At 64.6% G+C, this 12,658-nt stretch carries 10 protein-coding genes; 3 read left to right on the top strand and 7 right to left on the bottom strand.

Annotation, left to right across the window (positions count from 1 at the left end):
- Positions 1–70: 70 nt before the first annotated feature.
- Complete coding sequence (locus NCR37_RS14635) at positions 71–559, bottom strand: hypothetical protein (RefSeq protein ID WP_250473599.1); 489 nt, start codon at positions 557–559, stop codon at positions 71–73.
- Positions 560–773: 214 nt separating this feature from the next.
- Between NCR37_RS14635 and NCR37_RS14630 the strand changes: the two genes are divergently transcribed.
- The gene (locus tag NCR37_RS14630) at positions 774–1,028 is read left to right on the top strand and encodes a GlsB/YeaQ/YmgE family stress response membrane protein (protein WP_175941172.1); all 255 of its coding nucleotides are present in this window, start codon (positions 774–776) and stop codon (positions 1,026–1,028) included.
- Positions 1,029–1,079: 51 nt separating this feature from the next.
- On the opposite strand, the gene hutI is transcribed toward NCR37_RS14630, so the two are convergent.
- Positions 1,080–2,300, bottom strand: a complete 1,221-nt coding sequence (gene hutI / locus NCR37_RS14625; RefSeq protein ID WP_250473598.1) for an imidazolonepropionase — start codon at positions 2,298–2,300, stop codon at positions 1,080–1,082.
- Positions 2,297–3,970 (bottom strand): urocanate hydratase, encoded by a 1,674-nt coding sequence (hutU, locus tag NCR37_RS14620; RefSeq protein ID WP_250473597.1) that lies wholly within the window; start codon positions 3,968–3,970, stop codon positions 2,297–2,299. Before hutU ends, hutI begins: the two co-directional genes overlap by 4 nt.
- A 245-nt stretch (positions 3,971–4,215) precedes the next feature.
- Between hutU and NCR37_RS14615 the strand changes: the two genes are divergently transcribed.
- Complete coding sequence (locus tag NCR37_RS14615; RefSeq protein WP_250473596.1) at positions 4,216–4,425, top strand: hypothetical protein; 210 nt, start codon at positions 4,216–4,218, stop codon at positions 4,423–4,425.
- A 27-nt stretch (positions 4,426–4,452) separates the two neighbouring features.
- On the opposite strand, the gene NCR37_RS14610 is transcribed toward NCR37_RS14615, so the two are convergent.
- From NCR37_RS14610 to NCR37_RS14600, 3 genes are all read right to left on the bottom strand, one after another.
- Complete coding sequence (locus NCR37_RS14610) at positions 4,453–7,422, bottom strand: putative bifunctional diguanylate cyclase/phosphodiesterase (RefSeq protein WP_250473595.1); 2,970 nt, start codon at positions 7,420–7,422, stop codon at positions 4,453–4,455.
- A gap of 165 nt (positions 7,423–7,587) precedes the next feature.
- The gene (locus tag NCR37_RS14605; protein ID WP_175941162.1) at positions 7,588–8,373 is read right to left on the bottom strand and encodes an N-acyl amino acid synthase FeeM domain-containing protein; all 786 of its coding nucleotides are present in this window, start codon (positions 8,371–8,373) and stop codon (positions 7,588–7,590) included.
- A gap of 474 nt (positions 8,374–8,847) precedes the next feature.
- Entirely contained in the window at positions 8,848–9,270 is a 423-nt protein-coding gene (locus NCR37_RS14600; protein WP_159834340.1) for a hypothetical protein, read from the bottom strand.
- Positions 9,271–9,571: 301 nt separating this feature from the next.
- Between NCR37_RS14600 and NCR37_RS14595 the strand changes: the two genes are divergently transcribed.
- Positions 9,572–10,810, top strand: a complete 1,239-nt coding sequence (locus NCR37_RS14595) for an EAL domain-containing protein (protein WP_250473594.1) — start codon at positions 9,572–9,574, stop codon at positions 10,808–10,810.
- 785 nt (positions 10,811–11,595) lie between these two features.
- Here the strand turns inward: NCR37_RS14595 and pip are convergent.
- Positions 11,596–12,567: a prolyl aminopeptidase gene (gene pip / locus NCR37_RS14590; protein ID WP_250473593.1), complete on the bottom strand. Its 972-nt coding sequence runs from the start codon at positions 12,565–12,567 to the stop codon at positions 11,596–11,598.
- Positions 12,568–12,658 lie beyond the last annotated feature (91 nt).

Raw genomic sequence — 12,658 nt, 5'->3', positions numbered from 1 at the left:
TAGCGCACAGAAGAATGCCGTCACGTTCGCGTGACGGCATTTTGTTTTTCGCGGCAAGCGCGCCAGCTGCTTAATTCGGCTTGGCGAAGTCGTTCTCGGCCCACCGCTCAGCGCTCGCCTTGTTCAGCTTGAACGCCGGCGAGACGCGTACGTGCGCCAGTTGCGCACCGAACGCATCGATGGCTTTCAGGTCGGCGTACGGGTCGTCGTCATCGGGAACGATATCGAGCGTGACCGTGATCTCCTCGCCGCGCACGTCGATCGTGACGTTCTTGTGCAGCATCGCGTGACGCTGTTGCTCATGGCGGCGCAGCACCTCGGAGGCCGTCTTTACTAGCGTGCGGAACGCGGCGGCGTCCAGCGGCTTCGGGTTCTTCTTGTCGCGGCCCATCGTCCACGGCCCGACGAGAGCAGGTTCCGCCTCGCCCGCCTGAATCATCTCGACGGCCCAGCCGTCGTCATCTTCGTTCTTGATTACGCGGGCGGTCCAGCCGTCGTCGCGCCAGAGGCGGTCTTCGTGAAGCGGCTCGTCGGTGGAAGGGATTGCGGAGTCGGTCATCGTGCGGTGCAGTGTCTGTGCGTGAAGCATGCAACGAATTCTACCTGCTGTATTGCGTGGCATCCCGCGTGCTACCCGCATTAGCCGAACGGCCTATGCCGTCCACGGCCGGCGCGGCCATACTTAAACGCGACCGGCCGTGCTACGTTGAAGCACCGGGCGACGCCCGGACCCTATCTGCTAACACGCAGCAATTACGTGAAGGAGCAACCGCATGCTTGCATTCATCGGTACCTTGATCGTTGGACTGGTCGTCGGTCTGATCGCCCGCGCCATCAAGCCGGGCGACGACAGCATGGGCTGGATCATGACCATCGTGCTCGGCATTGCCGGATCGCTGATCGCGGGATACGTGGGTCGGGCGCTCGGCTGGTATCAGCCGGGACAGCCTGCGGGATGGATCGCATCGGTCATTGGCGCGATCATTCTGCTCGTCATCTATGGGATGGTGCGCGGACGGCGCGCTTAAGCACGCAATTAGCGGAAAGCCGCGCCCCGTCGCAAGCGTCGGGGCGTCGTGTTATCCGGCGAGCGTATCGAAGGCGATTTCCTCGCCTTTCCGAACGACCCGATTCGGCAGCGCGCCGCCGAGCCAGTATGCGAGTTCCGCAGGCCGGTTGATGCGCCAAGCCACGAAATCGGCCGCCTTTCCCGCCTCCAGCGAGCCATGCGTTTCCTTTAGGCCGAGCGCCTGAGCGGCGTGAATCGTGACACCCGCCAGCGCTTCCTCCGGCGTCAGGCGGAATAGCGTGCAGCCCATGTTCAGCATCATGCGCAGCGAGAGCGCGGGCGATGTGCCCGGATTCAGATCACTCGCCAGCGCGATCGGCACGCCGTGCCGGCGCAGCGCGTCGACGGGCGGGACTTGCGTTTCGCGCAACATGTAGAACGCGCCGGGCAGCAGCACAGCGACGGTCCCGGCGTGCGCCATCGCGATCGCGTCGTCCTCCGTCATGTATTCCAGATGGTCCGCCGATAGCGCCTCGTAGCGCGCCGCCAGCGTCGCGCCGCGCAACGACGACAACTGCTCCGCGTGCAGCTTGACCGGCACGCCGAGCTCGCGCGCCGTCCGGAACACGCGCTCCACCTGCTGCGGCGAGAACGCGAGATGCTCGCAAAAGGCATCGACGGCATCGACGAGACGTTCATCGACGAGCGCCGGCAGCATGCTTTCGCAGACGTAGGCGATGTAGTCGTCCGCGCGGCCCGTGTACTCGGGCGGCAGCGCATGCGCCGCGAGGCAGGTTGCGCGCACCGTGAGCGGCAGCGCGCCGGCGAGACGCCGCGCGACGCGCAGCATCTTGCGTTCGTTCGCCAGGTCGAGGCCGTAGCCGGATTTCACTTCGATGGTCGTCACGCCGTCGCGCATCAGGGCCAGCGCGCGAGAGCGGGCCGCGTCGAACAACGCGTCTTCGCTCGCTTCGCGCGTCGCTCGCACCGTGCTCGCGATACCGCCGCCGCGCGCCGCGATTTCCGCGTAAGTCGCGCCTTCGAGACGCGCCTCGAACTCGCCGCTTCGCTCGCCGCCGAAGACGAGGTGCGTATGACAATCGATCAGCCCGGGCGTCACCCACGCGCCGCCGAGATCGACTCGCTCGCAACCGCTATCGCGCGGCGCATCGGCAAGCGGCCCGATCCACTCGATGCGCCCGCCGTCCGTCAGAATCGCGGCGTTCTCGATGGTCGAATACCTGCCGCCTGTCATCGTTGCCGCGTGACAGTGATGCCAGAGCGTGCTCATCGCGAAATCATCGGCAGATCGAGGTTCTGCTCGCGCGCGCATTCGATTGCGCTGTCATAGCCCGCGTCCGCGTGGCGCATGACGCCGGTCGCCGGATCGTTGTGCAGCACCCGCGCGATGCGCTCGTCGGCTTCGCGGCTGCCGTCGCACACGATCACGACGCCTGCATGCTGCGAAAAGCCCATGCCGACGCCGCCGCCGTGGTGAATCGACACCCACGTCGCGCCGCTTGCCGTGTTCAACAGCGCATTGAGCAGCGGCCAGTCGGAGACGGCGTCGGAGCCGTCCTTCATCGCTTCGGTTTCGCGATTCGGACTTGCGACCGATCCCGAGTCCAGATGATCGCGCCCGATCACCACCGGCGCCGACAGTTCGCCGTTGCGCACCATTTCGTTGAACGCGAGGCCGAGCTTCGCGCGCTGGCCGAGCCCGACCCAGCAAATGCGCGCTGGCAAGCCCTGAAAGCGGATGCGCTCGCGCGCCATGTCGAGCCAGCGATGCAGATGCGCGTCATCGGCGATCAGCTCTTTTACCTTGGCGTCCGTCTTGTAGATGTCCTCGGGATCGCCCGAGAGCGCCGCCCAGCGGAACGGCCCGACGCCGCGGCAAAACAGCGGCCGGATATACGCGGGCACGAAGCCGGGAAAGTCGAACGCGTTCTCGACGCCTTCTTCCTTGGCCATCTGGCGGATGTTGTTGCCGTAATCGAACGTCGGCACGCCCTGCTCACGGAACGCGAGCATCGCGCGCACGTGCTCCGCCATCGACTGCTTCGCGGCCTTCACGGTCGCCGCCGGATCGCTCTGCGCGCGGTCGCGGTATTGCGTCCACGTCCAGCCTCGCGGCAGATAGCCGTTCAGCGGATCATGCGCGCTCGTCTGGTCCGTGACGAGGTCCGGCCGCACGCCGCGCCGGACGAGCTCGGGCAGCACGTCGGCGGCATTCGCGCACAACGCGACCGACACCGCGCGGCCCTCCGACGTGTAGCGGCCGATGCGCGCGAGGGCATCGTCGAGATCGCTGGCTTGCTCATCGACGTAGCGCGTTTTCAGACGAAAGTCGATGCGGCTCTGCTGGCATTCGATGTTCAGCGAGCACGCGCCCGCAAGCGTTGCGGCGAGCGGCTGCGCGCCGCCCATGCCGCCTAAGCCCGCCGTGAGCACCCAGCGACCTTTGAGGTTGCCGCCGTAATGCTGCCTTCCCGCTTCGACGAACGTCTCGTACGTGCCCTGCACAATGCCCTGGCTGCCGATGTAGATCCAGCTCCCCGCCGTCATCTGCCCGTACATGGCGAGCCCTTTCGCGTCGAGCGCGTTGAAGTGCTCCCAGTTCGCCCAGTGCGGCACGAGATTCGAATTCGCGATGAGCACTCGCGGCGCGTTCTCATGCGTGCGGAAGACGCCGACCGGCTTGCCTGACTGGATCAGCAGCGTTTCATCGGATTCGAGGCGCTTGAGCGTCTCGACGATTTTGTCGTAGCAGGCCCAATCGCGCGCCGCCCGCCCGATGCCGCCATAGACCACGAGTTCGTTCGGATTCTCGGCGACGTCCGGGTCCAGATTGTTCATCAGCATGCGCAGCGGCGCTTCGGTCAGCCAGCTTTTCGCGTTGAGTTGGCTACCGCGCGGCGCGCGGATCTGGGTATCGCGGAAACGGGAGGAAGAAGTCACGGTGGCTCCTGCACACGGGCATTGAGGGGTTCACCGCATGTTCTTGTATATACAACTTGCGTTGTATTAGGGAATTCCCGACCATTCCGCAGCATTCTTCGCCCCTTCTTGTATAGACAGGAAATGCCGCGGCGCGCACGGTGAAGATACCGCGAATGATGAAACCGGCCGGCTATTTCATCCGCGTATTTTGGCCGGTTATGTTGAAGGCCGTTCCGCAATGCCCCGATTGAGACAAACGCGATATGAGCACACTCGAAGCTTTTCACGCAGTCATCACAGACGATAATGCGCCGCAAATCATTCGCGATCACGTTGTCGATGCGCTTCAATATGCCCTTCGAAATCACGCCGGCTATTTCACGCGCAAAGAACTGCAATGGCTTGCGCAATGGGATGACTCGCGCATTCCCATTGCGGCGGAAAAGATTCTGAGTGAAATGAAGGCGGCCTGAGCCCGGCCGCCAAAAACGCGCCGATTATCAGTGCGTGCTTGCGGCGCGCGCGCGCCGCTCGAAGTCGATGGCAATGGCCTGCGCCGGTTCCGACAGACACTGCACGAAGCTGACGACCTCCGGGTCTTTGACGAAGCTCGCCGCCGAGCGTGCCGCCAGAATGGCCGAACTGTCCTGCGGCCGCGCGACCAGAAAGCCCTGCACGTAATCGACGCCGATTTCCTGCAACGCGCGCAGCGTATCGATATCTTCGACCCACTCCGCCACGCTTCGCATGCCGAGATTGCGCGCCAGCGCGACGATAGCCTCCACGATCGCGATATCCGCCGGATGCTCGCACATCGAGCGCACGAATTCGCCGTCGATCTTGAGCGCATCCGCCGAAAGCGACTTCAGGTATTTGAACGACGTATAACCCGCGCCGAAATCGTCGAGCGCGATCTTGCCGCCCATCTCGTGAACGCGCGCAATGAAACGCTGCGTGTTTTCGAGGTCGTGCAGCGCGACGCTCTCGGTAATCTCGAGGCACAGATACTGGACGACCGACTGGTGCCGCGCGAAGAGCGCGAAGATGTCCTCCATGAACTGCTCGTCGTTGAGCGAGCCGCCGGACAAGTTCACGCAGATGAACTGCGTGTTCTTCAATTCGTGGCGGTGCGTCTCGATCCATTCGAGCAGCGTCGAAATCACCCAGCGGTCGATCGCCGCGATATTCCCCGATTCCTCCGCCGCCACAATGACCTTGCCCGCCGGCAGCGTTGTCCCGTCGGGCGCGCGCATGCGCAGCAGCACTTCGAAGTTCAGCGATTCGTTCGGCGCGCGCAGCGACATGATCGGCTGCATCACGAGAAAGAGGCCGGGCGGCAGGCGATTGCGGCCCAGCGTTTCGACGAGCTTCAGTTCTTCCGCGCGTTCCTCGAACGCCGCCGCGCCCTTGCGATACGTGACCAAGTGCGTGTGCGCGACCTTCTTGGCTTCGCGGCACGCGCGGTCGGCGTGCGAAAGCGCGTCTTGCACGCGCACGCCCTGCGAACATTCCACGAGCCCGATCGACGCCTTCACCTGAAACGCGCGATTGCCGACCTGATACGGCGCGTCGCTCAGTATGGAGATGAGCTCGCGGCATTGCGCGATGGCGTCTTCGATCGACGTGTCGTTCATCACGCATACGAACTCGTCGCCGCCAATGCGGCCGACCGGATAGCTGCGCGCAAAATGCGCCCGCGTGCGCGCGGCAACTTGCCGCAAGACTTCGTCCCCGCTGCGATGCCCGAAGAGATCGTTGACGAGCTTGAAGCGGTCGAGATCGACATACGCGAGCGCCCAAGGCAGCGATTCCTCGTTCTGCGCGGCGATCGCTTTCTCGACGCCGCGGCGGTTCAGCGAACCGGTGAGCGGATCGTGTTCGGCGAGAAAGCGCAAGCGCTCGACCGCTTTCGAACGTTCGGTCGTGTCCTGCAGTGAACCTTCTATCCAGCCGTTCGAGCGTATAGCCTTCAGCAGGTAGCGCCGCTCGCCGGTGCCGCGTTCCACCGAACCGCTCATTTCCAGTTCGCCGTCGCTGCCCTTCGACGCAAGCGCCTGCAACGCGCCCCACGCGCCGGGCTCGAAGTAGTCATGCCAGTGACGCAGCTTGTACTCGCCTTTTTGCAGGTCGAGCATGGCGCGCAACGCGGGGTTGGCGCGGACGAAGTGGCCGTTCTCGTCGAGCGTGAAGAGCCCGATGGGCGTGACTTCATAGGTATTGCGCAGTTCCATCTGCGCCTGCCGGCGGACGTCGCGTTCGGCGCGCATCTGCTCGGCGATGGCGAACGCGGCCATCATGCTCGACGACAGCGCGGCCATGACCGTGTTGACGCCGCTCAGGAGCAGCTTCACGCCGAACGCGGCCCCGAGCACCTCCGAAAAAGTGGCGAACAGCACGATGGCAAGCGACGCGACATACCACAGCACGGTCCGCGAACGCGCCATCCACACGAGGCGCACGAGGAAGAACACCAGCACGCAGATGCCGAATCCCGCGATGATCCACAGCGTCGGGATGAACAGCGAATAAGGCAACGCGAGCGCCGCCACTAGCAGCACGATGCCCACGTACTGAATGACCCTTAGCAGCCACCGATAACCGACCACGCGTAGCTCGCGACGGAACAGCTGCGCAAAGAGCGCGGCGGTCAGCAGATAGTAGGCGGCGAACGTGATCTGCCGCAGCGGCATCATGAATTCCGACGGGAGCACGCGGCCGAGCCACTGCATGTCCCAACCCATCGCGTTCGCGCAGAGCCGAAGATTGCCGACGAGCCATACCGCGAAGATGACGTACGTCCACTCGCGGTTGATGAGAGCCGTGACGAAAACGAAGACGGCGAGCGTCAGGAGGCCGCCCGCGATCAGACCGGAGCTTTCCTGAAAGTCGAGCGCGGAACTGCGCAGGCCCTGCCAGTCCCACGCGAGCGCGTTGATCTGCGCCGGACCGGAATACGTGCCGCGGCAAAGGATGGTCTCGGGTTGCGCGAGGCGTCCCGCCTGAATGAAAAAGCCGGCCTTGACCGGATGCATCGACCCGCTCGCCGAATCCCGGTCGGCGCGGCCGAGCGGAAGCAACGTTGCTGCGTCCCAGCAGGCAAGCGTTTGCGCATGACGCGAAGGCAATTCCACCGTGGTCGTCAGCTCGCCGCCCATTGGGGGCGCAGTGAACATGAACCACACGGGCTTCTCAGAAAGATGGGTGCTGTAACGCTGGACGGGCGCCGCTCCGCTCAGCGCAGTGAGCGCCTCGGCGGGCTGCAACTGCTCGCCTTCGTCCGCCACGACGCGCAGCGGCAGCGCAATGGCCCCGCGCGATTCGTACTGGCGCGGCAGGAAGTAAAGCGTGGCGATGGTGCCGATCGCGATGAGCAACGGCACCGCATAGACGGCAACCGCGTACAGCGCGTCGTCGATCCACGAGCCGCTTCTTTTGAATCTCGATAAGGAAGCTGGAATAACCGACGCCATACCTGGACAACCCCCGTTCACGCCGCCAGCGCCCCGTCGCGCCAGCATTGGCGAACAGCGGGACGGCACGCCGTCACCGCTGCCTTTTTGGCCAACCGGACCGCGCCGGGGTCCGGTTAATTACTTTTTACCTTCGTTGGTGCAACCCTAAAAACGGCGGTGCCATTAACGGCCATAAGCCATCAACGGCGCCTCCGGGCATCCTACCGTTTCCCAATCAAAAGATAAATCGACAGATTGCAGATCGATGTCCGGATGATGCGTGTTCACCATATAGTTGAACAATGGATGACGCGCTTCTTCCCAACGCTGCCGCGCGACAGCCACTTCTTTCGCCAATACTCGGTGCGGTAACCCACCGACATGCGACATCGGCAGATATTCATTCGCACCGAAAACATCTCTGAACAACATTGCCTCATATTCGCGGTCGAGCGGCGCGCGCGCGGTAATCACCATCCAGTCGATGTCGTGCAATTCGCAGAACATCCACAACGCCTTGCACAGCGCCACCTTCACGACACGGCCGACCATGCCGCCCGCCACTCCCAGCCGCGTCGCTTCGGCGAGACGGCTCGTCGCGAGGTGATCCGGCAGCGTGATCGACTGTTCGACGGCGAGCGGGCCGTACGCATTGGTTTGAATGCGCATGGTGCCGAGCGGCGCGCCGTCGAGCTTCGACTCCGCGAGCAGCACAGCCGTGCCGGGATCGCGATCGGAACGCTCGACCGCCATTTTCTCGGCGAACTCCGGCAGATGCCGCCCATAAGCAGAACGTCGGATGCTTACGGCTTTTTGCAGCCCGTCATCGTCGCGGACGATACGAATAGTAAACGGCATGCGCTCGGTTTTCTGAAGCGAGGGCACGACCGTAAGCGTCGGGCGAAGCGCGCTGTCGAATTGATTTGCTTGGTTGACGGCGGCGTGATTGGCAAGATCCAGACGTTCCATTTGTTAAACCCCATTTTTTCTCGGCGATTAGGATGTGCCGCGTGATGAGGGCTGATGGTAGGTAGGACCCTCAATGCGGCGTGTCGAGCCTCTCACGAAGTCAAATAACGGGGTGCGCGCTTGCCGCTGTTCAGGAGCAACTTTCGGGCAATGTCGGTGGAGGAAAGCTTCTAAAACGAATTATCGACCGGTAGGCTTCGACAAGCGAATAAGCATCTGCCGTACGGGAATAATCGTGCACGAAAATGGTGAACCGAAACGAGGGCAAGCCAGAGACAAAACCCCGCGCGAGAGGCAATTCGAAGAATAGCTGTCAATGCAGAAATAAGACATGACTCTTAAGCGGTTGCGAAATAGAAAACCACCGACGGAAACGTTTGCGCGGTCGCATTCGACGCTGACAGACGCCGTCAAAAGAAAACGCGGATCCAGCCGCAGCCGCTATCCGCGTTCGTGGAGCTGGCAGAGGCCGCTTTAGTCTTCTTCGTCGAGCCAGGGAATATCGACGTCTGTAATGAAGGCGACCATGGCGAGCGGGCGGCCTTCCTGGCGGCCGAGATTGCCGTCTGCGCGCTGCCATTCGCACCGGAACACCGTGCCCGGCGTGTCGGCGAGCAGCGTAACCGTGCGGATCTCGTCCGGATCGTTCTCTTCGACCGGGCCGTCGAGCGAGACGAGCAATTGCTGCGGCCAGACACCGTCGGCGGGATCGTAGATCTTGTCGCCATCGTGGATGACGACGTGCGCCTCGACGCCGATGGTCGCCGATGCCTCCACGATCATCTTGCCGAGCGCGCGCAGCACCGCGGTGGCGCGGCCCGAGTTGGCCTGACGGATCGCAAGATCGCCGCGCGTCAGCGCCTGCTCAAGTTTCGGATTGGTTTTCTGTTGCGCCATCGATGTCTCTCTTGAAGTTCGAATGCAGCGTTCGACGAGCCGCGCGCCAGGTAGTTGCAGCGCGATCGTATCACCGCAACCTCAAAGATAGGTCGCGGGACGTGGACCGGCAAACCCGGCGCGCCCTCAAGTTCGTGTGGGTCACGCCGATAACGTGTGCATCCCATTTCAAGTTTTGCATCGCCGCCGTGCTGCCGTTCTCCGATCTGTGTGCCGACCCGTGCGCGTCCTCGTCTGTTCTGGCTGACGACCGCTGGCGGGCGCGCGCCTGCCGCGCCCCGCGCGAACGGGTGAAAGATTGATGCGGCGCGCCGAAGTCGTCGACGGCATCACGCTCTCGACGCACGTCCAGCCCATCTTCAGCCTTTCGCATCAACGCGAAATCGGCTATGAGGCGCTGCTGCGCGGCAAAAAAGTAGCGAGCGATGACGAACCGCTAATCGGTCCGTTCGATCTCTTCGGCCGCGCGATCGTAGCGGGCACGGTCGTCGAGCTGGACCGCCTGAGCCATCTCACGCATCTGCGCAGCGCCGCCGGCTTCTTGCCGAGCGCGCAGTGGCTCTTCGTCAACATGAATCCGGCGACCTTCACCGATCCGGGCTATGCGCGCGAATTCGCGCAGCACACGCGCGATGCCGGGCTCGCGCCGGAGCAGCTCGTGATCGAAGTGCTGGAGTCAGGCGGCATCGATGTCGAACGCATTGCCGGCGCGACGCGGGCGTTTCGCGCGGAGGGCTTTCTCGTCGCGGTCGATGACTTCGGCGCCGGCCACTCCAACGTCGACCGGCTGCTGACGATGCGCCCGGACATCGTCAAGCTCGATCGCAGTCTCATTCGCGTGCAAAACGCGCAGAAGCGCGCGCATCTGAGCGACTGGGTGCTGCCGAAGCTCGTCGATCTGCTGCATCAGTCGGGCATGTTCGTGGTGGCGGAAGGCATTGAGACGCGCGAGGATCTGCTGCTCGCCGCGCGTGCCAACGTCGATTTCGTGCAGGGCTATCTCCTCGGCAAGCCGAGCGAAGGGCTGATGCCGGGCGGCGCGGCTACCGCGTTGATCGAGGAGGCTTTCGACACGCTCGCGCAGACGCGCCGCACCGAGCGCCTGACGCGTGACCTCTTGCTGATGCCGTATCGCGCCGGGCTCGCGCAGGCGGCGCGACGCCTCGCGGGCGGCGCGAGCGGCGAGTCCGCGTGCGCCGAGATTCTGGCGCTGCCGAGCACCGTAAGCTGTTTCTTTCTCGACGAAGCCGGCCGTGAGTTCATGCCCGCGCTGCCCGGCGTCTGCGCGAAGCGGCGCAGCGAGCGTTTCGCGCCGATTGCGGATCCGTCGCGCGGCCGCTGGGATAATCGCTCGTATTTCGTCGATGCCTGCGCGCAGCCGCAGCAGGTCATCACGTCGGCGCCGTATCTGTCCGTGACCGGCACGTCGCTGTGCGTGACGCTCGCTATCGCCACGCGGCGCGGGGAGCGGACCATCGTCGCGGGCGTCGATCTGGACTGGCGACGTCTCGCGGAAGCCGCGCGCACGCCGTTGCCTTGATCGGTCGTCTGCGCACGCTAGCAGGCAGGTGACGGGCCGCGCTTGCCATCGTCGCAAGCAGAACCTTTGACTGGCGAACGCTCGCCGATGTCGCCCGCACCGCTGCCTTCAAGGCTCGTCCGCATCTTCACCGGCAGGTGGCGAGCAACTCGCTCTGTCAGCCTCGCGTCGTCCTGCGGCGACCGCACCACCTTCCCCTGCGCAACTGCCGACTCGCAACCGCTCGCCGAAGCCGCGCGCACGCCGCTGCCCCGATCGCTCGTCCGCACACGCTAGCAGGGAGATGACGGGACACGCTTGGCCATCGTCACAAGCCCAAGCCTCGACTGGCGAAGGTTGGCGAAGCCGCGGACGCCGCTGCCTCGCTCGTCCGCCCACGCCAGCAGACAGGTGACGCGCTCGCCATCGTCGCAGGCGCAACCCTTAACAGGCGACCGCTCGCCGAAGCCGCGCGCACGCCGCTGCCCCGATCGCTCGTTCGCACACGCTAGCAGGCAGGTGACAGGACACGCTTGCCATCGTCACAAGCCCAACCCTCGACTGGCGAAGCCGCAGACGCCGCTGCCTCGCTCGCTCGTCCGCCCACGCCATCAGACAGGTGACGCGCTCGCCATCGTCGCAAGCGCAACCCGTAACAGCCGACCGCTCGCCGAAGCCGCGCGCACGCCGCTGCCCCGATCGTTGAACTGCGCACGTCACCCGCCGGTGACATTAGCCTCGCCATCGTCGCAGACGCGACCGTCGACTACCGACGACGCGCCGCCGACGCGCCGACGCCCGCCCCTTCACACACCGCGAATCGCTTCCGCAAGCGCCGCCGCGCCCGTGCGCAGCGCCGCCACGTTGCCCGGCTCGAACGTCCAATGTCCCGCGCCGCTCACGACGGCCAGTTCCGCGCCCGGCCACTGCGCCGCGAGCGCCACCGCCTGATCCGCCGGACACACCATGTCGAAGCGCCCGTGAACGATTCGGCACGGCAGATGCGCGATGCGCGCGACGCGCGGCAACAGCGGCGTCGGCGGCAACTCTTCCGCCATGTAGTGACGCTCGAGCAGCGCCATGGACACCGCGGCGGCGTTGGCTTCGGCGCTCGGCCGCTTGTCCTCGTCGGCGGGTTCCGTGGCCGGCTTGTTGACGACCGATAGCGTCGTTTCATACAGCGTCCACGCTCGCGCGAGCCGAGCGCCGGCCTCGTCGAAGCGCGCAAGCGGCGCCTCGGTGAGCGTCAGAATTTCCTGTGCGTTCGCCGGGCGCTGGCCGCATGCGGTTTCGATCGCGTCGAGAAACGCGCGGTGCGCCTCCGGAAACACGCGACGCACGTCCCACAGGAACCAGTCGATATCCTCCTGGCGCGCGAGGAACACGCCGCGCAGCAGAAAGCCCGTGCAACGTTCCGGATGCGCGACGCCGTACGCGAGTCCGAGCGTCGTGCCCCACGAACCGCCGAAAATCGCCCATCGCTCGATGCGAAGCGCGACGCGCAGCTTTTCCATGTCGCCGACGAGCGCGTCGAGGCCGTTGTGTTCGAGCTTGCCGAAAGGCGTCGACTTGCCACAGCCGCGCTGGTCGAAGAACACGACGCGCCACGCGTCCGCGCCGAGCACCTCCGCCCACTTCACGTTCATCGCGCCGCCGGGGCCGCCGTGCACGACGAGCAGCGCGGGCGCGTCGCGCGGGCCCTGCGCGCGCCAGTAGATCGAATGTCCGTCGCCGACGTCGAGCATGCCCTCGTCGAAATTAACCGGCACTGCATCCATCGCGTCTTTCCCGAAAGTGTTGAATGGCGACCATTGTTGCATTCGGACACGGGAGAGCGCATGAAAGCTCCCGAAAGAGCGATACGCTATG

The sequence above is a fragment of the Caballeronia sp. GAFFF1 genome (genome assembly GCF_023630705.1).
Classification (GTDB): Bacteria; Pseudomonadota; Gammaproteobacteria; order Burkholderiales; family Burkholderiaceae; genus Caballeronia.
The sequence above is the reverse complement of the archived record's forward strand: the minus strand, read 5'-3'. Positions and strand labels throughout refer to the sequence as shown.

Bases quoted from the DNA above. Each gene is read 5' to 3' on its own strand.
- NCR37_RS14630 (WP_175941172.1), top strand. From the start codon at position 774: ATGCTTGCATTCATCGGTACCTTGATCGTTGGACTGGTCGTCGGTCTG.
- NCR37_RS14615 (WP_250473596.1), top strand. From the start codon at position 4,216: ATGAGCACACTCGAAGCTTTTCACGCAGTCATCACAGACGATAATGCG.
- NCR37_RS14595 (WP_250473594.1), top strand. From the start codon at position 9,572: ATGCGGCGCGCCGAAGTCGTCGACGGCATCACGCTCTCGACGCACGTC.
- NCR37_RS14600 (WP_159834340.1), bottom strand. From the start codon at position 9,270: ATGGCGCAACAGAAAACCAATCCGAAACTTGAGCAGGCGCTGACGCGC.
- pip (WP_250473593.1), bottom strand. From the start codon at position 12,567: ATGGATGCAGTGCCGGTTAATTTCGACGAGGGCATGCTCGACGTCGGC.
- NCR37_RS14610 (WP_250473595.1), bottom strand. From the start codon at position 7,422: ATGGCGTCGGTTATTCCAGCTTCCTTATCGAGATTCAAAAGAAGCGGC.
- hutI (WP_250473598.1), bottom strand. From the start codon at position 2,300: ATGAGCACGCTCTGGCATCACTGTCACGCGGCAACGATGACAGGCGGC.
- NCR37_RS14605 (WP_175941162.1), bottom strand. From the start codon at position 8,373: ATGGAACGTCTGGATCTTGCCAATCACGCCGCCGTCAACCAAGCAAAT.
- NCR37_RS14635 (WP_250473599.1), bottom strand. From the start codon at position 559: ATGACCGACTCCGCAATCCCTTCCACCGACGAGCCGCTTCACGAAGAC.